Consider the following 23,301-nt stretch of genomic DNA (forward strand, 5'->3'; position numbering starts at 1 on the left):
ATGAGACGATTTAAATATGCTTATGATGGCTTTACTGCCATTTTAAAAAAAGACCAAAATTTCTTACTTCATATATTGGCTGGTTTTATAACTATTATAATGGGTTTTATTTTTAATTTAAATAAATACGAATGGATGTTTATTTTATTAGCAATAGGTTTAGTATTAAGCCTTGAAGCCGTTAATACTTCTATCGAGTTTGTGGTAGATTTAGTTACGACAGATTATCACGTATATGCTAAGCATGCTAAAGATATTGCTGCTTTTAGCGTTGTTATTGTCTCCGTTATATCCTTATGTATTGGTTTAATAGTCTTTGTTCCACATATTTTAGAACTGTTTTAAGAGTATGACATTATGAGCTATCAATCTCATTATTTTAAGGAAGTTAAGAAGGCACAAAGTAATGCCTACGCTCCGTATAGTCAATTTAAAGTAGGGGCTTATTTAAGGTCGCACTTTTCATGGTGCTAATGTTGAAAATGCAGCTTATCCTATGGGCATTTGTGCAGAACGAGCGAGTTTAGTTGCAGCAATTTCAGAAGGGGACAGACCTGGTGATTTTGAGTTTATTACTGTTACAGTTGATGGCGAAAAACCCTCATCACCATGTGGAGCTTGTAGACAAGTTCTTATGGAACTATGTGACATAAATATGCCCATATATATGACCAATCAAAATGAAGATATGATTGAATAGACGGTTGGCGATTTATTACCACTAGGATTTTCTGGAAAGGATTTAAATAAATGACAGAACACAAATCAGGATTTGTATCAATTATTGGAAGACCAAATGTAGGAAAATCTACCTTTGTAAATAGAGTTATCGGTCATAAAATTGCTATTATGTCTGATAAAGCTCAAACGACACGCAATAAAATACAAGGTGTCATGACTAGAGAAGATGCTCAAATTATATTTATCGACACGCCTGGTATTCATAAACCTAAACATAAATTAGGTGATTATATGATGAGAGTTGCTAGAAATACGCTTTCAGAAATTGATGCTATTATGTTTATGGTAAATGTTAATGAAGAAATAGGTCGGGGCGATGAGTATATAATGGAAATGTTAAAGAACCTCAAGACACATATATTTTTAGTATTAAATAAAATTGATTTAGTTCACCCAGATGCATTAATGCCTAAAATAGAACAATATAAAAATTATATGGATTTTACTGAAATCATACCTATTTCAGCATTAGAAGGCTTAAATGTTGATCATTTTATTGATGTTTTAAAATCTTATCTACCTGAGGGCCCTAAATATTATCCTGATGATCAATTTTCTGATCACCCCGAACAGTTTGTTGTAAGCGAAATTATTAGGGAAAAGATTCTTCACTTAACTAGTGAAGAAATTCCTCATGCAATTGGGGTAAATGTTGATCGGATGATTAAAGAAGATGAAGATCACGTTAGAATTGAAGCTATAATCTATGTTGAAAGAGACTCACAAAAGGGTATCGTGATTGGTAAAGGTGGCAAAAAGCTTAAAGAAGTAGGTAAAAGAGCAAGACGAGACATTGAAATGTTGCTAGGTTCTAAGGTATATCTGGAATTGTGGGTAAAAGTTCAACGAGATTGGAGAAACAAAGTTAATTTTATTCGTCAAATTGGATACATCGAAGATCAAGATTAATCAATAGAGGTTTGGTGTTGTACTTATGTTAATGAAACAAAAAGGTATCATTGTTAAATCTGTTGATTATGGTGAATCGGACAAAATCATAACTATATTGAATGAATTTGGGGCGAAGATACCACTTATGGCAAGACATGCTAAAAAAGTTAAATCTGGACTTCAAGCACATACCCAAATGTTTGTGTATGGTTTATTCATATATAATCAATGGCGGGGCATGGGGACACTTAATTCAGTAGATGTGATTAATCGACACTATGAATTGCAATTAGACTTATATGAAAACAGTTATGCATCTTTGTGCGCTGAAACTATTGAAAAATCTACGGAAGAAAATGAAGTATCTCAATATAATTATGAACTACTCCATTTTGTATTAACTAAAATTAGTCAAGGTACAAAAGCACAACTTATGTCTATAATAGTGCTACTTAAATGTATGTCAAAGTTTGGTTTTACAACCTCTTTTGATCACTGTGTAATAACAAAGAGTAAAGATCAATCTAAATTAATAGCGTATAGTTTTAAATTTGATGGTGCTATTTCATCGGATGTTAGCTATCAAGATCAACATGCATTTAAGCTATCTAATCGTTCATTATATATATTAAATATCTTGCAAAATTTACCTATTAATAAAATGAATAACCTAAGTATACATCAAGAAATTTTAGATGAAATGTCAGAACTACTAATCATGATGTATAGAGAATACGCTGGAATGTTTTTTAAAAGCCAAAAATTGATTAATCAACTAAAAAGATTAGAAAATTATTCACACTGATAAAACTGTTAGTTATTTAGTGATATATCGGTGTGATTTTTTCAAATTAAAAACGCTCTTATCTGGATTTAAAATATTGTACAAATAGATAAGAGCGTTTAATTATATTTAATTTTAAATTATCAAATATAGACTCGCTTAATTAGAATTTAACTTTTTCAGCTAAGAATGTTTCTAATTCTGAAATTGGCATACGCACTTGTTCCATAGAATCTCTATCACGAACAGTTACTTGATTATCTTCAAGTGAATCGAAATCAAATGTAATACAGTATGGTGTACCAATTTCATCTTGTCGACGGTAACGTTTACCAATAGATTGAGACTCATCGAAGTCGATAGAGAAATGAGCACTTAATTGTTCAAAAATCTTAATTGCTTCGCTTGATAATTTTTTGCTTAATGGTAACACAGCTGCTTTATATGGAGCTAATGCAGGATGAAAATGTAATACCGTACGTACATCACGTACATCTTTACTTCCTTCCACACCTTCTTCATCATATGCGTCACATAAAAATGCTAACGTCACACGGTCAGCACCTAATGATGGCTCAATACAATACGGAACATATTTTTCATTGGTTTCAGGATCATGGTATTTAAAATCTTCACCAGAGTGTTCACTATGCTCTTGTAAGTCAAAGTCTGTACGACTTGCAATACCCCATAGTTCACCCCATCCAAATGGGAAGTTGTATTCAATATCAGTTGTTGCGTTAGAATAGTGAGATAATTCATCTTCATCATGATCACGTAAACGCATATTTTCTTCAGAGATATTTAAATCTTTTAACCATTGACTTGCAAATGTTTTCCAAAAATTTTGCCATTCGATTTCTTCACCAGGCTTACAGAAGAATTCAAGTTCCATTTGTTCGAATTCTCTAGTTCTAAAAATGAAATTGCCAGGCGTAATTTCGTTACGGAAAGATTTACCAATTTGACCAATACCAAATGGCAATTTTTTACGCATAGAACGTTGAACATTTTTATAGTTAACAAAAATACCTTGAGCTGTCTCTGGTCTTAAAAATAGCTCATTGGTAGAATCTTCTGTAACACCTTGGAACGTTTTAAACATTAAATTAAACTGACGAATATCGGTCCAATTAGCAGTTCCACTTACCGGACATACAATACCTTCATCATCAATAATTTTCTTCATTTCATCAAAGCTCAAACCATCGGCAATAAAGTTTTCGTCACCTTTTTCATTTTGCATGTAATCTTCAATTAACTTATCTGCACGATAACGTATTTTACTATCTTTGTTATCAATCATAGGATCATTAAAGTTACCTAAATGACCAGACGCTTCCCAAGTTTTAGGATTCATCAAGATAGCAGCATCGATACCTACATTGTATGGTGATTGAGTAATGAATTTTTGCCACCATGCTTTTTTGATATTATTTTTTAACTCTACGCCCAATGGACCATAATCCCAAGTGTTAGACAAACCTCCATAAATATCACTACCTGGAAATACAAAACCTCTATGTTTTGCAAGTTGTACAATCGTATCCATATCTTTAACCATAATTTACTCTCCTTATACATAAAACTCGTCCCAAGACAATATACACTTTCTCAATGTAATATCATCTTGGGACGAGTTTTGATAGTATTTAAAATACATGCAGATGCATTTGCATATATTATTTACATTATTAACCCGCGGTTCCACCCAAATTAGTGTAGCCACTCACTTTTATAAATTTATTAATGCGCCAATTGAGTACCGTTAAGCTCACACCATCCTTAACTCGCTTAATGCTAATTCTAATTGAAACATTTTTTAATAGCAAGTATTTATATGTATTTGTAGCAATTTATAATAAAAGTTATAATAGAGAAGTATTGAAGAGGGGTGAGGACCTATAAAACTTAGTAGAAGACAAGAACAGATAATAGATATAGTTAAAACAGAAGGACCAATTACTGGAGAACATATTGCTGAGAAGCTAAATTTGACTCGTGCAACATTGCGCCCTGATTTAGCTATTCTTACTATGTCAGGATTTATTGAAGCTAGACCAAGAGTAGGTTATTATTATTCTGGTAAATCTAAGAATAAAATCATAAATGAACAATTACGTAAATATGTTGTTAGTGATTATATGTCACAGCCTGTTGTAATCAAAGAAGAGATGTCTGTTTATGATGCAATTTGTACTATATTTCTAGAAGACGCTGGCACATTGTTTATTACAAATACTGATAATGACTTTGTAGGTGTATGCTCTAGAAAAGATTTACTTAGAGCGTCTATGATAGGTGAAGATATACACACAATGCCTATCAGTGTTAATATGACTAGAATGCCAAATGTAACTTATCTTGAAGAAGGACAACTTGTTATATATGCAGCTAATCAGATGATAGATAAGGAAATTGATGCATTGCCAATTGTTAGAGCTAAAGATTATGACAAATATGAAGTCATAGGTCGCATCTCTAAAACAACGATTACTAAATTATTCGTATCATTATTTAAAGAATAGGTGGTAAATACATGGATAATATAAAGATAATTGTAGCCTCAGATTCAATAGGTGAAACTGCAGAGTTAGTAGCTAGAGCAGGAGTCTCACAATTCAATCCTAAGCAGTGTAAACATGAATTTCTTCGCTATCCTTACATAGAATCCTTTGAAAATGTAGATGAAGTGATTCAAGTAGCTAAAGATACTGATGCGATAATTGTATATACTTTAGTTAAACCAGAAATAAAAAAATATATGTTAGCAAAGGTTAAAGAGTTTTCCTTAAAATCCGTTGATATCATGGGACCATTGATGGATTTATTATCAGAATCAATTGATGAAGCACCGTACTATGAACCTGGTATGGTTCATAGATTGGATGAAGCATATTTTAAAAAGATTGATGCAATAGAATTTGCAGTTAAATATGATGACGGCAAAGATCCTAAAGGATTACCAAAAGCTGATATTGTTCTTTTAGGAATCTCTAGAACATCAAAAACCCCTTTATCTCAATATTTAGCACATAAAAGCTATAAAGTTATGAATATTCCAATTGTCCCAGAGGTTACTCCTCCAGATGCATTATTTGAAATTGATGCCTCTAAATGTATTGCATTAAAAATTAGTGGAGAAAAATTAAATCGTATACGAAAAGAAAGATTGAAGCAACTTGGGCTGGGTGACACTGCAAGATATGCCACTGAAGCACGTATTCAAGAAGAATTAAAATATTTTGAAGAACTTGTAGAAAAACTAAGTTGTTCTGTTATTGACGTTTCTGATAAAGCAATAGAAGAAACTGCCAATGATATTATTCACATTATTGCACAACGTAAATCGAAATGATTTCATTTGCTATTTGAAACAGTTATAATATTGTAATTCATATGATATTATAAACATTGATTTAAATAATATAAGCTATATATTTTTCGATTTCGAAACGCAATAATGCAACATTTATATTTATCATTATTAATTTATAGCTATATCAACACCCTGATTAAAAAGTGATAGGTGATTCCATTTGCGTATAGATCAAGCCACCATTGACGAAATTAAAAATAAAACTGATATATTAGATTTGGTAAGTGAATATGTGAAACTTGAAAAAAGAGGACGCAATTATATTGGTTTGTGTCCTTTTCATGATGAAAAGACGCCATCTTTTACAGTTTCTAAAGATAAGCAGATATGTCACTGCTTCGGTTGTAAAAAAGGCGGAAATGTTTTTCAATTCACACAGGAAATAAAAGATATTACGTTTGTAGAAGCTGTTAAAGAGCTTGGTGAACATGTCAATATACAAGTTGACATAGGAGATACTTCGAAAAATGCTTCAACTCAAATGGCTTCGGATGACTTAAAAATGATTGAAATGCATGAACTCATTAAAGATTATTACCACTATGCCTTAATGAAGACTGTTGAAGGTGAAGAAGCATTAAATTATTTACAAAGTCGTGGTTTTACAGATGAACTTATAAAAGAAAGAGAAATAGGGTTTGCGCCTGATAGTTCTCATTTTTGCTATGATTTTCTTGAAAAGAAAGGCTATGATATTGAACTGGCATATGAAGCAGGTTTATTATCACGTAACGAAGAGAACTTTAGCTATTACGACAGATTTAGAAATAGAATTATGTTTCCTTTAAAAAATGCTCAAGGTCGAATAGTTGGTTATTCAGGAAGAACTTATACAAATCAAGAACCTAAATATTTAAATAGTCCAGAAACACCTATTTTTCAAAAACGTAGATTGTTATATAATTTAGATAAAGCGCGTAAATCCATTCGTAAAAATGATGAGTTAATTTTGTTAGAAGGATTTATGGATGTCATCAAATCTGACTATGCAGGACTAAAACAAGTTGTAGCCAGTATGGGTACGCAGATATCTCAAGAACATATGACCTACCTACAAAAGTTAACATATAATATTACATTAATGTTTGATGGAGATTTCGCAGGTAAAGAAGCCACTTTAAAGACAGGACAGACTTTGTTACAACAAGGCTTAAACGTATATGTAGTTCAATTACCTACAGGAATGGATCCAGATGAATGTATAGGAAAGTATGGAAATGAGAAATTTTTAAATTTTGTACAGCAAGACAAAAAGTCATTTGTACTTTTTAAAACACAATTGCATCAAGACGAAATTAATAACAATGATTTGTCATACGAAAGATATTTTAAAGAAGCTCTAAACGATATTTCACTAGTAAAATCTTCTATTATACGTAATAAACTTATTCAAAATGTAGCAGATATATTTAAGATTAGTCCTGAAATGATTGAACACGAAATAGACGTAAATCATCAATCGCAAACCTCTATATATTGCAGTAATCAATATGCAGATTCTTTCGAGCAACAAACACAACTGCTTAACAATTTAAATATGTTTGAAAAAGCTGAAAGAGCCTTGCTGAAACATTTTATGAATGATAAAGATACATTTTTAAATTATTATCAAAAAATAGGTCCAGAAGACTTTACAAATAACTATTTTAAGAGTATACTTAACGTTTTGTATGACTATTTTTCAAAAAATGATAATTATACTATAAGTGATATGATACAATACGCCCAATCCAATGATTTAAGAGAAGCTTTGATTGAATTAGATCAATACAATCTTAATGATGAACCTTATGAAAATGAAATAGAAGACTATATACAGATTATCAGTAAAAACAAAACTGAAGAATCTATAGAATCACTTAATTATAAATTAAGAGAAGCAACGCGTATTGGTGATTTAGAATTACAGAAGTACTACTTACAGCTTATCGTTAATAAAAACAAAAATAGGATGTAAGACTTAAGAGAATAATTCAATACCCTTGAAATAGCATTAAACTATGGTTACTACAATCATTTAAAGGGTAAAAAAATTATGTCAGAAATTTTAAGCGTTAAAAATTTATTAGACGGCTATTTGTTACTAATGAATAGTTATATTTTAGTTATATTTAAAGCAACCAATTCAATATTTACAATATACAAATCATATTATATCGATATAATATATAGTTATTGAAAGATTATCAGTATTTATTAAAATCGGGAGGCCTTTTCATGTCTGATAACCAAGTTAAAATTAAAAAACAAACAATTGATCCGACTTTAACATTAGAAGATGTTAAAAAACAATTACTTGATAAAGGAAAAAAAGAAGGTCATTTAAGTCATGAAGAAATTGCTGAAAAACTTCAGAACTTTGAAATGGATTCAGACCAAATGGATGATTTCTTTGATCAATTAAATGATAATGATATTACTCTTGTTAATGAAAAAGATAGTTCCGATACAGATGATAAAATTAATCCTAATGATTTAAGTGCTCCTCCTGGCGTCAAAATAAACGACCCAGTGCGTATGTATTTAAAGGAAATTGGTAGGGTTAACCTTTTGAGCGCGCAAGAAGAAATCGAACTCGCTAAACGAATTGAGCAGGGTGATGAAATAGCTAAATCACGTCTAGCTGAAGCTAATTTGCGTTTAGTTGTAAGTATTGCTAAAAGATATGTTGGAAGAGGTATGCTATTCCTTGATTTAATTCAAGAAGGGAACATGGGCTTAATTAAAGCTGTTGAAAAATTTGACTTTAGTAAAGGATTTAAATTCTCAACATACGCTACATGGTGGATTAGACAGGCGATTACAAGAGCCATTGCAGACCAAGCTCGCACAATTCGTATTCCTGTGCATATGGTTGAAACAATTAATAAGTTAATTCGTGTTCAACGTCAGTTACTTCAAGATTTAGGTCGAGATCCAGCACCTGAAGAAATTGGTGAAGAAATGGATTTACCTCCTGAAAAAGTTCGTGAAATTTTAAAAATTGCGCAAGAACCAGTTTCTTTAGAAACACCAATTGGTGAAGAAGACGACAGTCATTTAGGAGACTTTATTGAAGATCAAGAAGCTCAAAGTCCTTCAGATCATGCGGCATATGAACTCTTAAAAGAACAACTTGAAGATGTTTTAGATACCTTAACTGATAGAGAAGAAAATGTCCTTCGTTTACGGTTTGGTTTAGATGATGGACGTACAAGAACACTTGAAGAAGTTGGTAAAGTGTTCGGTGTCACTCGTGAACGTATTCGTCAAATTGAGGCTAAAGCTTTAAGAAAACTTAGACATCCTAGCCGTAGTAAAAGACTTAAAGACTTTATGGATTAAGATAGTGAGGAGTAAACAATGATATTGACAGTTTAAATCATCGTTACTTAATATAAAAGTCACACTTAATTGGGTGGGATAACGAATTCAAATTTTTAATCACTGAATTCTATTCCACTCTTTTTTAATACATATGAGGAGATTTAAAAATGATTACTTTAAATCAAAGACTTTTAACTGTATGTTCACATTTAAAAGATGGAACTTTAGCAGATATTGGTTCAGATCATGCATATTTACCAATTTATGCAATACAAAATAATCTATGTTTACATGCCATTGCAGGTGAAGTAATTAGCGGACCATTTAACGCTGCAAACCATAACGTTGAATTGCATCAATTAAACCAGTACATCGACGTGCGACTAGGAGATGGGCTAACAGTTATAGGCTCTGAAGAACACATCGATAATATCACTATTTGTGGAATGGGTGGGCCTTTAATTGCTAAAATTTTGGAAGAAGGATATCATAAATTAACTCGCCACCCTAGATTAATTTTACAAAGTAATATACAGACACAAACACTAAGAAAAATCTTGTCTTCTCTGAATTACGAAATTATTAACGAAGATATACTTGAAGAAAAAGGACACGTTTATGAAATTGTAGTAGCAGAATATAATCCCGAACTCAAATGTTTGTCTAAATACGAAGAAAAATTTGGCCCATATTTATTAAACAATATAAATTCAACTTTTAAAAAGAAATGGATAAGAGAACTTAAAGTATTAGAAGATATTAAATTTCAATTGAATTCAACAACTCATCATGAGAGACTAGAAGAAATTGAGTGTGAAATGAATTTAATACAAGAGGTGTTAATGATTGAAAATAAGTAAATTAATATCAATTTTAGACGAACATGTACCCTTTTCAACAGCAGAATCATGGGATAATGTGGGATTATTAATCGGTGATGCAAATCAAGAGGTTAGTGGTATTCTCACGGCTTTAGATTGCACAAAAGAAGTGGTAAACCAAGCTATAGAAAGACAAGTAAATACAATCATTGCGCATCACCCTTTAATCTTTAAAGGAATAAATAATATTGTGGAAAACGACGGATATGGATTAATCATACGAAAACTTATTCAACACAATATTAACTTAATTGCAATGCATACGAATTTAGATGTACATCCAAATGGGGTTAACAAAATGCTAGCGGATGCTATTGAATTACAACACATTGAAATCTTCAATCGCCAAAATGTCCCGTATTTTAAAGTACAAACGTTTATCCCTAAAGAAAATGTAGAGCCTTTTAAAGATAAACTTAATGAACTCGGATTAGCCAAAGAAGGTGATTACGAATATTGCTTCTTCGAAAGTTCTGGCAAAGGACAATTCAAACCTATAGGTAACGCTAATCCATATTTAGGTACACTCGATAGCATTGAGTATGTAAATGAAATTAAATTAGAATTTATGATTAATGAACATCAACGATATATTACTGAACAAGCAATTTTAAATCATCATCCCTATGAAACACCCGTATATGATTTTATTAAAATGCAAAAAACGACTGATTTCGGTTTAGGTATTATAGGTGAACTTAAAGATGCAATGACCTTAGACGAATTTTCTAATTTTGTTAAAGATAAATTAAAAATTGCTAGCTTAAAATACACAGGAAATCCTAATGCAGTTATTAAGAACGTGTCGATAATTGGGGGTTCTGGTATCGGATTCGAATATGAAGCAAAACGTATGGGTGCAGACATCTTTGTTACTGGAGATATCAAACATCATGAAGCATTAGATGCTAAAATTCAAGGGGTCAATTTATTAGATATTAATCATTACAGTGAATATGTTATGAAAAAAGGGTTAAAACAATTATTAGAAAACTGGTTATTTAAATACGAAGAAAACATTTCAATTAGTGTATCTGATACAAATACAGATCCATTCACTTACAAATAAAAAGGTCATTGACTATCTTTTAAAGGAGAACAAATCATGGAAAAACATCCATTTGAATATTTGAATCTAGATTCAAATATTATTGAGGCAATCAAAAGCCTTAATTTTGAAAAGCCTACAGAAATTCAAAATAGAATTATTCCTAGAATTCTTAGAGGTACCAATTTAATTGGACAATCTCAAACTGGTACAGGAAAATCACATTCTTTCTTATTACCACTTATGCAATTAATTCAAATCGACGTACAAGAACCGCAAGCAATTATTGTTGCACCGACACGCGAACTTGCTCAACAATTGTTCCAAGCAGCTTCACATTTAGCTAAGTTTAAAAAAGGGGTCAGCGTAAAACTTTTTATAGGCGGTACGGATGTCGAAAAAGATAAACAACGATGCAACCAACAACCTCAATTAATTATTGGGACGCCTACAAGAATCAACGACTTAGCACAAGACGGTTATTTACACGTTCATCTGGCTTCCTATTTAATAGTAGATGAAGCAGATTTAATGATTGATTTAGGTTTAATTGAAGATGTTGATTTTATCGCTACCAAATTAGATGACAATGCTAATCTTGCAGTATTTAGTGCAACAATTCCAAAATCATTACAACCATTTTTAAATAAGTATTTAAGTCAACCTGAATTTGTTGAAGTAGATAGTAAATCTCACAATAAAAATAATATTGAATTTTATCTTATTCCAACAAAAGGATCTGCCAAGGTCGAAAAAACTTTAAAGCTTATAGATATTTTAACCCCCTACCTTTGTATTATATTTTGTAATAGCAGAGATAATACAGATGAGTTAGCAGACACATTGATTAATGAATGCATTAAGGTAGGTACGATTCACGGTGGTTTAACTCCAAGAGAACGCAAACAACAAATGAAACGTATACGAAACTTAGATTTCCAATATGTGATTGCGAGCGACCTTGCTTCCAGAGGCATAGACATCGAAGGTGTTAGTCATGTCATTAACTTTGACGTTCCTAAAGACATAGATTTCTTTACACATCGAGTTGGTCGTACAGGTAGAGGAAACTATAAAGGTGTGGCTATTACACTCTACAGTCCAGATGAAGAACGAAATATCTCATTAATTGAAGATAAAGGTTATCAATTTGAAAATGTAGACATTAAAAATGGAGAGCTTAAACCTATAAAAGCATACAACACTAGACAATCTAGACAACGCAAAGATGATTATTTAACTAACGAAGTAAAACACAAAGTAAGAAATAAATCTAAACGTAAAATCAAGCCAGGTTATAAAAAGAAATTTAAACAAGAAGTTGAAAAATTAAAACGCCAAGAGAGAAAACTATATAGCAAAAAGCAAAAGAGACAAAAACGTAAACTTAATAAAGGATAGGTGAATCACATGTTATTAGGTTCTCATGTTTCTATGAGTGGTAAAAAGATGTTACAAGGTTCAGCAGAAGAGGCACATAAATTCGGTGAATCTACTTTTATGATTTACACAGGTGCGCCCCAAAATACTAGAAGAAAAAGTATAGAAGATTTAAATATTGATAAAGGTCATGAAGCTATGAAAGAGTATGGCTTATCGAATATTGTAGTGCACGCACCTTATATCATTAATATTGCAAACACAACTAAACCTGAAGTTTTTAATTTGGGTGTTGAGTTTCTACAAAATGAAATTGAGAGAACTCAAGCTATTGGTGCTAAAGACATTGTTTTACATCCTGGTTCTCATGTGGGTGCAGGGGCTGATAAAGGAATTAAAAAAATTATTGAAGGTTTAAATGAAGTTTTAATACATGACAATGATGTAAGAATTGCTCTTGAAACTATGGCTGGTAAAGGTTCTGAAATAGGTCGTTCTTTTGAAGAAATCGCTCAAATTATTGATGGCGTCACACATAATGAGCAATTATCCATATGTTTTGATACATGTCATACTCATGATGCAGGATACAATGTAAAAGAAGATTTTGATGGTATATTGGAAGAATTTGATAAAATCATCGGCATAGATCGTATCAAAGTAGTACATGTTAATGATAGTAAAAATGAGCGTGGCGCCCATAAAGACCGTCATGAAAATATAGGATTTGGACATATCGGTTTCGAGGCTCTAAATGATGTAGTACACCATAATAAATTTAAAGATATTCCTAAAATTTTAGAAACACCTTATGTTGGAGAAGATAAGAAAAATAAAAAGCCTCCATATAAATTCGAAATTGAAATGCTAAAATCACAAAAATTTGATTCTGATCTCAAAGTTAAAATTTTAAATCAATAGAATTTATTTATTACTTTTTAAAGTTAATTTATTTATGTACATGACTTTCAATAAAATGCTTGAATTGACTAATTATATAGTCGTAAACATTACTATTTACATCAATTTCAATAAGTTGTATAGTAATATGCGAGGTGAAAACATGTCTAGCCCAGTTTTCGAATTACGGAATATAGATTACTTTTTTGATAATAAACATGTACTTGAAAATATTAATATTAAAATTAATAAAGGTGAATTTTTAGCAATCGTTGGTCCTAACGGCGCTGGTAAATCAACATTATTAAAAATTATATTAGGCCTTTTACCTATGCAAAAAGGAGAGATTTATGCAGAAGGAAAGTTGTATAAAGGCAACAAAACATCATTAAAAATTAGTTATGTGTCACAAAAAGCTTTTGCGTTTAATGCAGGCTTTCCAGCAAGTGTTAAAGAAGTAGTGTTAAGCGGTTTAACTAAAACAAAAAAACTTTTTCAAAGGTTCAACAAAACTGATATTGAAAAAGTCGAGCACGTGTTAAACAGGTTAAATATTTCTCATTTAATTAATAAAAATATTGCCGAACTTTCCGGAGGTCAACAACAACGTGTTTTAATAGCTCGCGCTCTTATCTCTAATCCGAGCGTTTTAGTTTTAGATGAACCCACTAATGGTATTGACGCCAAACATGTAAGCGAATTTTATGAAACTTTAGAAAGATTAAAAAGACAAGGTATTACGATTATTTTAGTTACTCATGATATAGGTGTAGTTGCTGATACTGCTACAGAAGTTGCATGTTTAAATAAACATCTTCACTTTCATGGAACTACCGAAGATTTTAAATCATTAGATGAAGTTGAAATTTCAAAAATTTATGGCCATCCTATCCAATTCATAGATCACCAACATAACAGAGGGTGTTGTAATGCTGAAGAAATTTAGTAAAAATTAATTAGATAAGGAGGTTAACTCTTGATAGATGCGTTATTAAACTTTGATTTTATGAGGTACTCTCTGATTAGCGGTGTTTTAATCGGTTTTATTGCACCTTTGATAGGAGCATTTATAGTTGTTAGAAGACTATCTTTAATAGCCGATGCATTAAGTCACGTCACATTAGGCGGTATCTCTTTTGGTATGTTTATATTGACAATCATACCTGTACTATCTCTAATCAATCCTATGTGGTTTGGTATTTTATTTGCAGTGATTGGAGCATTGTTAATAGAGAAATTAAGAACTTCATTTTCGAATTATCAGGAAATAGCTATACCTATCATTATGAGTGCAGGGATTGCACTCAGTGCCATATTTATTTCTTTAGCTGATGGATTTAATCAAGAGATTGTCGGTTTATTGTTTGGCTCAATTAGTGCTGTTAATATTAGTGATTTATTAACAATTATTGTCATAGCAATTCTTGTTGTTCTTTTTATAATCTTGTTTTACAAAGAACTATTTATTTTATCCTTCGATGAAGAGTATAGTCAGGTAATTGGCATACCAAAGTGGATTCAGTTTTTATTTATTATTATTGTAGCTATGGTTATTTCTGCTTCAATGAGAGTGGTTGGTATTTTATTAGTAAGTGCCTTAATTTCGCTTCCAATTGCTATTTCAATGAGAATAACTAAAGGGTTTAAACAATTAATACTAGTTAGTGTCGTGTTAGGGGAACTCTCAATTATTCTAGGTTTAGTTATTGCATTTTATATGAACATTTCACCTGGTGGTGTTATTGTAGTATTATTAGTAATCATGCTTGTTGTAACTATGGCTTACCAAAAAATAAAAGTTAAGTTTAAAAAGGGAGCAATTCAAAATGAATACAAATGATGCTATCAAAATTTTAAAAAATAACGGACTCAAATATACAAGTAAACGTAAAGATATGATTGACATATTTGTAGAAGAAGATAAATACGTCAATGCAAAGCATATTCAACAGAATATGGACAAAGATTATCCTGGAATATCATTTGATACTATTTATAGAAATCTCCATTTATTTAGAGATTTAGGTATTATTGAAAGTACTGAGCTAGATGGTGAAATGAAATTTAGAATTGCGTGTATGAATCACCACCATCATCACTTTATTTGTGAAAAGTGCGGAGATACTAAGGTCATTGATTTTTGTCCTATAGAACAAATTAAACATTATTTACCTAATGTTGCGATTCACACTCATAAATTAGAAGTTTACGGTATTTGTGAACCCTGTCAACGTAAAGCACAATAAATTACTAAAAACAGTCAAATTGACTTCTTTTATTTACCTATAACTATAGGCCATTAGTCGTATTTATTTCATTTCAGTAAATTTAATGTTTATTCTTCACAAAATTGAGATATATTTATAATATAACATTTAGGTAAAGACATATTTTTATGTGTAGTGTCATAACGTCATGATACTTGATTTATAAGTTATATTTACTTTATATAGAATTGAAATTATGTCCATGCCTTCTTTGAATATGATGTAAGCATATTCATTGCTGCTCACAAATCTACTTGTTATGATATTCGTACAGATAATTTAGGAGGATGATTATTTATGGCTTTTGAATTACCAAAATTACCTTATGCATATGATGCATTAGAACCACACATCGATAAACAAACTATGGAATTACATCATGACAAACATCACAACACATATGTAACTAAATTAAACTCAGCAGTTGAAGGAACAGATTTAGAAGCTAAATCAATCGAAGAAATTGTTGCTAATTTAGACAATGTCCCATCAAATATTCAAACAGCTGTTCGTAACAATGGCGGTGGACATTTAAACCATTCATTATTCTGGGAATTATTATCACCTAACTCAGAAGAAAAAGGTGAAGTTGTAGATAAAATTAAAGAACAATGGGGTTCTTTAGATGAATTTAAAAAAGAATTTGCGGATAAAGCTACAGCTCGTTTTGGTTCAGGTTGGGCATGGTTAGTAGTAGATAATGGCCAATTAGAGATTGTAACAACACTTAATCAAGACAATCCATTAACTGAAGGGAAAACTCCAATTCTAGCTTTAGATGTTTGGGAACATGCATACTATCTTAAATATCAAAATAATCGTCCAGATTATATCAGTGCTTTCTGGAACGTTGTTAATTGGGAAAAAGTTGACGAACTATACCAAAGCAGCTAAATAAAATAACTATTCTTTCAGCAGTCTTTTAAAGAGACTGCTGTTTTTTTGTTAAAATGATAGAAAAATGATTTAATTTCATATATCATTTGTATCAGAGACATTGAATAGAGGTAGGTTGTTTTGCTAAAAAGATTAAAAGAAAAATCAAACGATGAAAAAACTCGAAACACCATGAATAAGAGGATCAATTTTATTTTTGGTTTTATAATATTTATCTTCGCTATTCTAGTGTTACGTTTAGGTTATTTACAAATCGCACAAGGATCACATTATAAACAATTAATCAAAAACGACGAAAATATTACAGTTAACGAATCAATTCCTAGAGGTCGAATTTTAGATAGAAACGGAAAAGTTTTAGTAGATAATGCATCTAAAATGTCAATTACATACACAAGAAATCGTAAAACTTCTCAACAAGAGATGCTCGATACAGCCAAAAAATTATCTGGCCTTATCAAAATGGATACAGATAAAATTACAGAACGAGATAAAAAGGATTTCTGGATCCAAATTCATCCTGCTAAAGCTAAACGATTAATGACAAAGGAACAATCACTTTTACAAGATGATAGCATAACTCAAGATCAATTTGATGAACAACAAAGAGATAAAGTTAGAAAGAAACAATTAGATGAATTAACTAAAAAAGATCTTCAAGTTTTAGCAATTTATCGCGAAATGAACGCTGGTTCTACTTTAGATCCACAAACAATTAAGAATGAAGATGTTAGCGAAAAAGAATATGCAGCAGTTTCACAGCAACTTTCTAAATTACCTGGAATCAATACTGCAATGGATTGGGACAGAAAGTATCCTTATGGTGATACGTTAAGAGGCATATTTGGAGATGTTTCAACATCTTCAGAAGGTATTCCGAAAGAATTAACTGAACAGTATTTATCTAAAGGTTATTCACGCAATGATCGTGTGGGTAAATCTTATCTTGAGTATCAATATGAAGACGTACTTAAAGGAACTAAAAAGCAGATGAAGTACACTACTGACAAATCTGGTAAAGTCATTAATTCAGAGGTTGTAAATCCTGGTTCAAGAGGTCATGATTTACAACTAACCATTGATATAGACTTGCAAAAAAAGGTTGAATCCTTACTTGAAAAAGAAATTTCATCGCTTAGAAGCCAAGGCGCTAAGGATATGGACAATGCCTTAATTGTCGTTCAGAATCCTAAAAATGGTGATATTTTAGCGATGGCTGGTAAACAAATCGATAAACAAGGCAAACTTAAAGACTATGATATCGGCAACTTCACAGCACAGTTTGCAGTTGGATCTTCAGTTAAAGGTGGTACTTTATTAGCTGGTTATCAAAATAATGCAATTAAAGTTGGAGAAACAATGGTTGATGAACCATTAAAATTTCAAGGTGGCCTAACTAAACGTTCGTACTTTAACAAAGATGGTCGAGTTACTATTAATGATAAAGAAGCACTCATGCACTCATCTAACGTTTATATGTTTAAAACAGCTTTAAAATTAGCTGGAGACCCTTATTTTTCTGGAATGCCATTACCAAATAATATTTCTGAAGCAGGACAAAAACTACGTAAAGGCTTAAATCAAGTTGGTCTAGGAGTTAAAACTGGTGTAGATTTACCTAATGAAACGCCTGGTCAAATTGAACCATTAACGAACAACCCTGGTAATTACCTAGACTTAGCAATTGGACAATACGATACTTATACACCATTACAATTATCCCAATACGTTTCGACAATTGCTAATAACGGCTATAGAATTCAGCCTCATATAGGCTTATCAATACATGAATCAACGAATAAAGATGAAGCCGGTTCTTTAAAACGAAAAATTAAAGGAAATGTACTCAATAAAGTTAATAACTCAGACAAAGAACTAAAAGAAGTTCAATATGGGTTCAAAATGGCCTTTAACGAAAAAGATGGTACTGGTTATGCTAGTTTTAGAAATACTGTTGTTCCATCAGCTGGTAAAACAGGAACTGCAGAAGTCTTTCAAAACGGAGAATCTAGAGTTAACTCAACATACATCGGTTATGCACCTATCAAAGATCCTAAATTATCATTCTCTATTATATATACGAATCAACCCGTACCTCCGCCATGGTTGAATGGTGGAGATTTAGGTAGAGATGTAATTAACTATTACTTTAGAGATAAGGACAAAAAAGAAAATAAAGGCTCAGACAAATCTTCGAAAAAAACAGAAGGACATGATGAATAATATGATTTTAGTAATTTTGTAAAAAATTATACTTTGCAATTATATTATTAATTGGTATAATAATGAGGTTGTATTTAGAAAAGGTAAGGAGGAACAATCATGCGCGTAAACATAACATTAGCTTGTACTGAATGTGGAGATAGAAATTATATCTCAACAAAAAACAAAAGAAACAATCCAGAGCGTGTAGAAATGAAAAAATTCTGTGCACGTGATAATAGACATACTTTACACCGCGAAACTAAATAATAAATATAAACAATAAATTTTATATTTTTGAAGTTTAATAAACTCCTTTTAAAGTATCACTAAAAACTGAAACTTTAAAAGGAGCTTTAATTTAAATAAATTAATCTAATTTGTATTACATATAAAATAAATACATAACATATCGACTTAATGACATCAGAATTGATAAACGTTATAATATTTAATGAACAAAGTGGGTGACTAAATTGAGTAAAAGACAAATACGTCAATTAAAAATCGAGAAATTAAAATCCTATAATAAAAGACAAAAACACACAGCTGATGTTTGGTTAGCAAATCAGCTATACCAATCCAATTTCTATCAACATGCTGAAAAAATAGGCTTCGTTTTATCGATGGCCCATGAAGTTAATACATATCCCATCATCAATTATGCTTTACTAGATAATAAAAAAGTTTTCGTTCCTGAAACTGATTATCATTATCAAATGACATTCAAACGATTACTAAACCTTGATAACATCGAGAAAGATAGTAAAGGTATTTATCACTCAATTTCTAATTCAGAAATTACTAATGACTTAGATTTAGTTGTTGTGCCTGGTATTGCCTTTGAAAAAAATGGTTATCGCATCGGCTATGGTGGTGGTTATTATGATAAATTCTTAGAGAAAAACAAAGTTCAAACAATCAGCTTATTATATGATTTTCAACTGACTACATTTGAAAAAGAACCTTTCGATCAACCTGTAGATCATTTAATAATATATAATAACGATGTAGTGGAGGAATAAATGAATATTAATAAACTTTATTGGAAAACCTTATACTACTGGATTAGGTATTTAAACTACGATTTAATTCATCAAGAAAAGGATGATAATGAAATTTGGTTAGCCCACAAACGAAAAAAATCGATAGCGATATTTAGAAAAGAGGTAAGTTCCACTCAAGAAATTAGATTTGATAAATCTAATTTCTTAGAACGGCCAAAAGATGTAGAACAACGAGTCGGATATAAACCACATGCGATTGATTTTTATTATTTTTCAGATAAAAATATTTCTGAAGACAATATGAATGAAGCGCAACCAGAAAAATTACAATTTCATATATTAAATAATGTGACAGACTTAAAACAAATAATTTCTAATTTGGTTTTATTCAAAATGTTATCAAATGATGAAGATAAGAAAACATATTCATACTACAAACGAAAAGTATTAACTAACAATCCATTAGATAAACATATGCAAAGATTTTCACCAGCAACATATGTATTAATTTTAATAAATATCGTTGTGTGGTTATGCATGATTTTATACTTAAATAGATTTTCAGATGTTAAACTTTTAGAAGTTGGTGGACTAGTTCACTTTAATGTTGTGCATAGTGAGTGGTATAGACTTATCTCCTCTATGTTCTTACATTTTAATTTTGAACATATTTTAATGAATATGCTCTCATTATTTATATTTGGGAAAATAATTGAATCTATCTTAGGTTCATGGAGAATGCTTACCATCTATTTTGTAGCAGGTTTATACGGAAATTTCGTTTCTTTATCATTTAATACTTCAACGATTTCTGTAGGATCAAGTGGTGCAATATTTGGATTAATTGGGTCTATTTTTGCAATAATGTATTTGAGTAAAACCTTCGATAAAAAGGTAATTGGACCGTTACTTATCGCTTTAGCAATTTTAATAGGACTATCTCTTTTCATGTCAAACATCAATATAATGGCTCACTTAGGTGGTTTTATAGGTGGTCTATTAATCACTTTCATCGGCTATTACTTTACAGTTAATTGTAATTTGTTCTGGATATTCCTTATTATATTTGTACTTATTTTCGTCGCTTTACAAGTTAGAATTTTTACTATAAATGAAGATAATATTTATGATAAATTAATTAAAGATGAGATGTTAAATGGAAATTATAAAGAAGCTAAAGACGTAGTGAATCAAACATTAAATAAAAATTACGCTGATGATGAAACCTATTATTTAAGTGGATTAATCACAGCTACTCAAAGTTCACAATCTGAAGCTATAGCAGAATGGGAAAGAGGATTAAAAAGTTTTCCTAATTCCGGAATACTTAATTATGAATTAGCCATCGCTAATCGTTCACTAAGTGATAATAAAAAAGCTATGAAATATATTAATAAAGCTGTCAAAAATAATCCGAGGAATGCAAATTACAAAAGCTTAGAAAAAGAGTTGAGTGAATCAAGTGACTCGAAAGATAAATAACTTTTATGATGTATTACAATTACTCAAAAACTACGGATTCATTATTTATTTTAAGAATCCTGCGGACATGTATGAAATGATGTCTCAAGAGATAAAATCTTTATATCATTATAAGTTAGTGTCTAAAGATGAATATCTCAAATGTATATTGATAATTAATCAAAGAAGGAATGAACATAAATGACGAATATTATTTTAGCGGCGGATGTTGGTGGAACAACGTGTAAATTGGGAATTTTTGATAAAGACCTGGAACAATTACATAAATGGTCTATTCATACAGATACAAGTGATCACACCGGTGAATTACTTTTAAGAAATATTTATGATTCTTTTGTTGAAAATATTGAAGAATTTAATTACGACTTTAACAATGTACTAGGTGTTGGTATAGGCGTACCAGGACCAGTAAATTTTGAAACAGGTATTGTTAATGGTGCTGTTAATTTACATTGGTCTGGGAATGTTAATGTAAGGCAAATTTTCCAAAAATTTGTTGATTGTCCAGTATATGTCGATAATGATGCTAATGTAGCAGCATTGGGAGAAAAACATAAGGGTGCAGGTGAAAATGCTGATGATGTTGTAGCAATTACGTTAGGTACAGGACTTGGTGGCAGTATTATTTCTAATGGTGAAATTGTTCATGGCCATAATGGTTCTGGTGCAGAGATTGGACATATGAGAGCAGATTTTGATCAACGTTTTAAATGTAATTGTGGTAAATCTGGATGTATTGAAACAGTCGCTTCGGCAACTGGTGTAGTAAATTTAGTGAATTTTTACTACCCGAAATTAACGTTTAAATCATCTATTTTACAACTTATTAAAGATAACAATGTGACAGCCAAAGCAGTGTTTGATTCTGCAAAAGCTGGAGATCAATTCTGTATCTTCATAACTGAAAAGGTAGCAAATTATATCGGTTATTTATGTAGTATTATCAGTGTGACAAGCAATCCAAAATACATTGTATTAGGTGGTGGCATGTCGACTGCTGGTTTAATATTGATTGAGAATATAAAAACAGAATATCGCAACTTAACTTTTACTCCGGCACAATTTGAGACTGAAATTGTTCAAGCTAAATTAGGAAATGATGCAGGAATTACTGGTGCAGCGGGACTTATTAAAACTTATGTTCTTGAAAAAGAGGGTGCAAAATAATGGCAATTGTAGATGTAGTAGTTATTCCAGTAGGAACTGAAGGACCAAGCGTTAGTAGATATATTGCAGAAATACAAACTAAATTAAACGAATTTAAACAACAAGGTAAAATTGATTATCAATTAACACCTATGAACACATTAATTGAAGGAGACTTAAAAGACTTGTTCGAAGTTATCCAAGCAATTCACGAACTTCCTTTTGATAAAGGATTAGATCGAGTTTGCACAAATATTCGTATTGATGATCGTCGTGATAAATCTAGAAAAATGAATGATAAACTTAAATCTGTTCAAAAACATTTAGATAATAGTGGTGAACTATAATGAGAATTTCAAGTTTAACTTTAGGGTTAGTAGACACAAATACTTATTTTATCGAAGATGATAATCATTTGTTATTAATAGATCCATCAAGCGAAAGTGATAGAATCATTAAAAAGTTAAATCAAATAAATAAACCTTTAAAAGCTATTCTCTTAACACATGCTCATTATGACCATATAGGTGCATTGGACGATATTATTAATAAATACAACGTTCCGGTATATATGCACGATGAAGAATTTGATTTCTTAAAGGATCCTGAAAAAAATGGTGCAGCAAAATTCAAACAATATGGAATGCCTCAAGTTATAAGTGATGCAAAGCCATTAAGCATCAAAGAAGGACCAACAACAATAGAAGGATTTCATTTTAGTGTATTACACACTCCTGGACATTCGCCTGGAAGTTTAAGCTATGTATTTAAAGATTTTGCAGTGGTTGGGGATACTTTATTTAATAATGGTATAGGACGCACTGACCTTTATAGAGGAGACTTCGAAACTTTAGTTGATTCTATTAAGGACAAACTTTTTGAATTAGATGGAGATTTACCTTTATTTCCAGGACATGGACCATACACCACAGTAGATGACGAGCAACTCAATCCATTTTTAAATGGATAGTAATTAAAAGTAATTTTATC

Annotated in this window: 24 protein-coding genes and 1 pseudogene; 24 read left to right on the forward strand and 1 reads right to left on the reverse strand. The window is 31.0% G+C overall.

Annotated elements, in window-relative coordinates; all coding sequences use genetic code 11:
* The 4 genes and pseudogenes from DYE57_RS05950 to recO all read left to right on the forward strand — a co-directional run bounded on the left by DYE57_RS05950 (position 1) and on the right by recO (position 2,437).
* Positions 1 to 345: a diacylglycerol kinase family protein gene (locus DYE57_RS05950; protein WP_115313251.1), complete on the forward strand. Its 345-nt coding sequence runs from the start codon at positions 1 to 3 to the stop codon at positions 343 to 345.
* A 12-nt stretch (positions 346 to 357) separates the two neighbouring features.
* Positions 358 to 700 (forward strand): annotated as a pseudogene (gene cdd / locus DYE57_RS05955) (cytidine deaminase).
* 50 nt (positions 701 to 750) lie between these two features.
* On the forward strand, positions 751 to 1,650 hold the full coding sequence (gene era / locus DYE57_RS05960; RefSeq protein WP_115313252.1) for a GTPase Era: 900 nt from the start codon (positions 751 to 753) through the stop codon (positions 1,648 to 1,650).
* A 25-nt stretch (positions 1,651 to 1,675) separates the two neighbouring features.
* A complete protein-coding gene (gene recO / locus DYE57_RS05965; protein ID WP_115313253.1) occupies positions 1,676 to 2,437 on the forward strand; it encodes a DNA repair protein RecO in 762 nt (253 codons plus the stop codon).
* 142 nt (positions 2,438 to 2,579) lie between these two features.
* Here the strand turns inward: recO and DYE57_RS05970 are convergent, their stop codons facing one another.
* Positions 2,580 to 3,980, reverse strand: a complete 1,401-nt coding sequence (locus tag DYE57_RS05970) for a glycine--tRNA ligase (protein WP_115313254.1) — start codon at positions 3,978 to 3,980, stop codon at positions 2,580 to 2,582.
* Positions 3,981 to 4,320: 340 nt separating this feature from the next.
* On the opposite strand from DYE57_RS05970, the gene ccpN reads away from it, so the two are divergent.
* From ccpN to DYE57_RS06070, 20 genes are all read left to right on the forward strand, one after another.
* A complete protein-coding gene (gene ccpN / locus DYE57_RS05975) occupies positions 4,321 to 4,944 on the forward strand; it encodes a transcriptional regulator CcpN (protein WP_115313255.1) in 624 nt (207 codons plus the stop codon).
* Between the two features lie 11 nt (positions 4,945 to 4,955).
* Complete coding sequence (locus DYE57_RS05980; RefSeq protein WP_115313256.1) at positions 4,956 to 5,774, forward strand: pyruvate, water dikinase regulatory protein; 819 nt, start codon at positions 4,956 to 4,958, stop codon at positions 5,772 to 5,774.
* A 181-nt stretch (positions 5,775 to 5,955) separates the two neighbouring features.
* A complete protein-coding gene (gene dnaG / locus DYE57_RS05985; RefSeq protein WP_115313257.1) occupies positions 5,956 to 7,752 on the forward strand; it encodes a DNA primase in 1,797 nt (598 codons plus the stop codon).
* Positions 7,753 to 8,012: 260 nt separating this feature from the next.
* Positions 8,013 to 9,119, forward strand: coding sequence for an RNA polymerase sigma factor RpoD (rpoD, locus tag DYE57_RS05990; RefSeq protein WP_115313258.1), 1,107 nt, complete (start codon positions 8,013 to 8,015; stop codon positions 9,117 to 9,119).
* A 149-nt stretch (positions 9,120 to 9,268) separates the two neighbouring features.
* Entirely contained in the window at positions 9,269 to 9,961 is a 693-nt protein-coding gene (locus tag DYE57_RS05995) for a tRNA (adenine(22)-N(1))-methyltransferase (protein WP_115313259.1), read from the forward strand.
* Positions 9,948 to 11,051, forward strand: coding sequence for a Nif3-like dinuclear metal center hexameric protein (locus DYE57_RS06000; protein ID WP_115313260.1), 1,104 nt, complete (start codon positions 9,948 to 9,950; stop codon positions 11,049 to 11,051). The genes DYE57_RS05995 and DYE57_RS06000 overlap by 14 nt, the downstream gene beginning before the upstream one ends.
* A 36-nt stretch (positions 11,052 to 11,087) precedes the next feature.
* Positions 11,088 to 12,431, forward strand: a complete 1,344-nt coding sequence (locus tag DYE57_RS06005; RefSeq protein WP_115313261.1) for a DEAD/DEAH box helicase — start codon at positions 11,088 to 11,090, stop codon at positions 12,429 to 12,431.
* Between the two features lie 9 nt (positions 12,432 to 12,440).
* Positions 12,441 to 13,331, forward strand: coding sequence for a deoxyribonuclease IV (locus DYE57_RS06010; protein WP_115313262.1), 891 nt, complete (start codon positions 12,441 to 12,443; stop codon positions 13,329 to 13,331).
* Positions 13,332 to 13,458: 127 nt separating this feature from the next.
* Positions 13,459 to 14,256: a metal ABC transporter ATP-binding protein gene (locus DYE57_RS06015; RefSeq protein ID WP_165417879.1), complete on the forward strand. Its 798-nt coding sequence runs from the start codon at positions 13,459 to 13,461 to the stop codon at positions 14,254 to 14,256.
* A gap of 30 nt (positions 14,257 to 14,286) precedes the next feature.
* The gene (locus DYE57_RS06020; protein WP_115313264.1) at positions 14,287 to 15,150 is read left to right on the forward strand and encodes a metal ABC transporter permease; all 864 of its coding nucleotides are present in this window, start codon (positions 14,287 to 14,289) and stop codon (positions 15,148 to 15,150) included.
* A complete protein-coding gene (locus DYE57_RS06025) occupies positions 15,137 to 15,556 on the forward strand; it encodes a Fur family transcriptional regulator (protein WP_115313265.1) in 420 nt (139 codons plus the stop codon). Before DYE57_RS06020 ends, DYE57_RS06025 begins: the two co-directional genes overlap by 14 nt.
* 318 nt (positions 15,557 to 15,874) lie before the next feature.
* Positions 15,875 to 16,471 (forward strand): superoxide dismutase, encoded by a 597-nt coding sequence (locus DYE57_RS06030; protein ID WP_115313266.1) that lies wholly within the window; start codon positions 15,875 to 15,877, stop codon positions 16,469 to 16,471.
* Between the two features lie 123 nt (positions 16,472 to 16,594).
* On the forward strand, positions 16,595 to 18,697 hold the full coding sequence (locus DYE57_RS06035) for a peptidoglycan D,D-transpeptidase FtsI family protein (protein WP_115313267.1): 2,103 nt from the start codon (positions 16,595 to 16,597) through the stop codon (positions 18,695 to 18,697).
* 99 nt (positions 18,698 to 18,796) lie between these two features.
* Entirely contained in the window at positions 18,797 to 18,946 is a 150-nt protein-coding gene (gene rpmG / locus DYE57_RS06040) for a 50S ribosomal protein L33 (RefSeq protein ID WP_115313268.1), read from the forward strand.
* A gap of 206 nt (positions 18,947 to 19,152) precedes the next feature.
* Positions 19,153 to 19,701: a 5-formyltetrahydrofolate cyclo-ligase gene (locus DYE57_RS06045; RefSeq protein WP_115313269.1), complete on the forward strand. Its 549-nt coding sequence runs from the start codon at positions 19,153 to 19,155 to the stop codon at positions 19,699 to 19,701.
* Complete coding sequence (locus DYE57_RS06050) at positions 19,702 to 21,165, forward strand: rhomboid family protein (RefSeq protein ID WP_115313270.1); 1,464 nt, start codon at positions 19,702 to 19,704, stop codon at positions 21,163 to 21,165.
* Positions 21,146 to 21,349, forward strand: a complete 204-nt coding sequence (locus DYE57_RS06055) for a YqgQ family protein (protein WP_115313271.1) — start codon at positions 21,146 to 21,148, stop codon at positions 21,347 to 21,349. The genes DYE57_RS06050 and DYE57_RS06055 overlap by 20 nt, the downstream gene beginning before the upstream one ends.
* Positions 21,346 to 22,332, forward strand: a complete 987-nt coding sequence (locus tag DYE57_RS06060) for a glucokinase (RefSeq protein WP_115313272.1) — start codon at positions 21,346 to 21,348, stop codon at positions 22,330 to 22,332. The genes DYE57_RS06055 and DYE57_RS06060 overlap by 4 nt, the downstream gene beginning before the upstream one ends.
* A complete protein-coding gene (locus DYE57_RS06065) occupies positions 22,332 to 22,658 on the forward strand; it encodes an MTH1187 family thiamine-binding protein (protein ID WP_115313273.1) in 327 nt (108 codons plus the stop codon). The genes DYE57_RS06060 and DYE57_RS06065 overlap by 1 nt, the downstream gene beginning before the upstream one ends.
* The gene (locus tag DYE57_RS06070) at positions 22,658 to 23,281 is read left to right on the forward strand and encodes an MBL fold metallo-hydrolase (protein WP_115313274.1); all 624 of its coding nucleotides are present in this window, start codon (positions 22,658 to 22,660) and stop codon (positions 23,279 to 23,281) included. Before DYE57_RS06065 ends, DYE57_RS06070 begins: the two co-directional genes overlap by 1 nt.
* Positions 23,282 to 23,301 lie beyond the last annotated feature (20 nt).

The organism is Staphylococcus saccharolyticus, from assembly GCF_900458815.1.
Taxonomy (GTDB): domain Bacteria; phylum Bacillota; class Bacilli; order Staphylococcales; family Staphylococcaceae; genus Staphylococcus; species Staphylococcus saccharolyticus.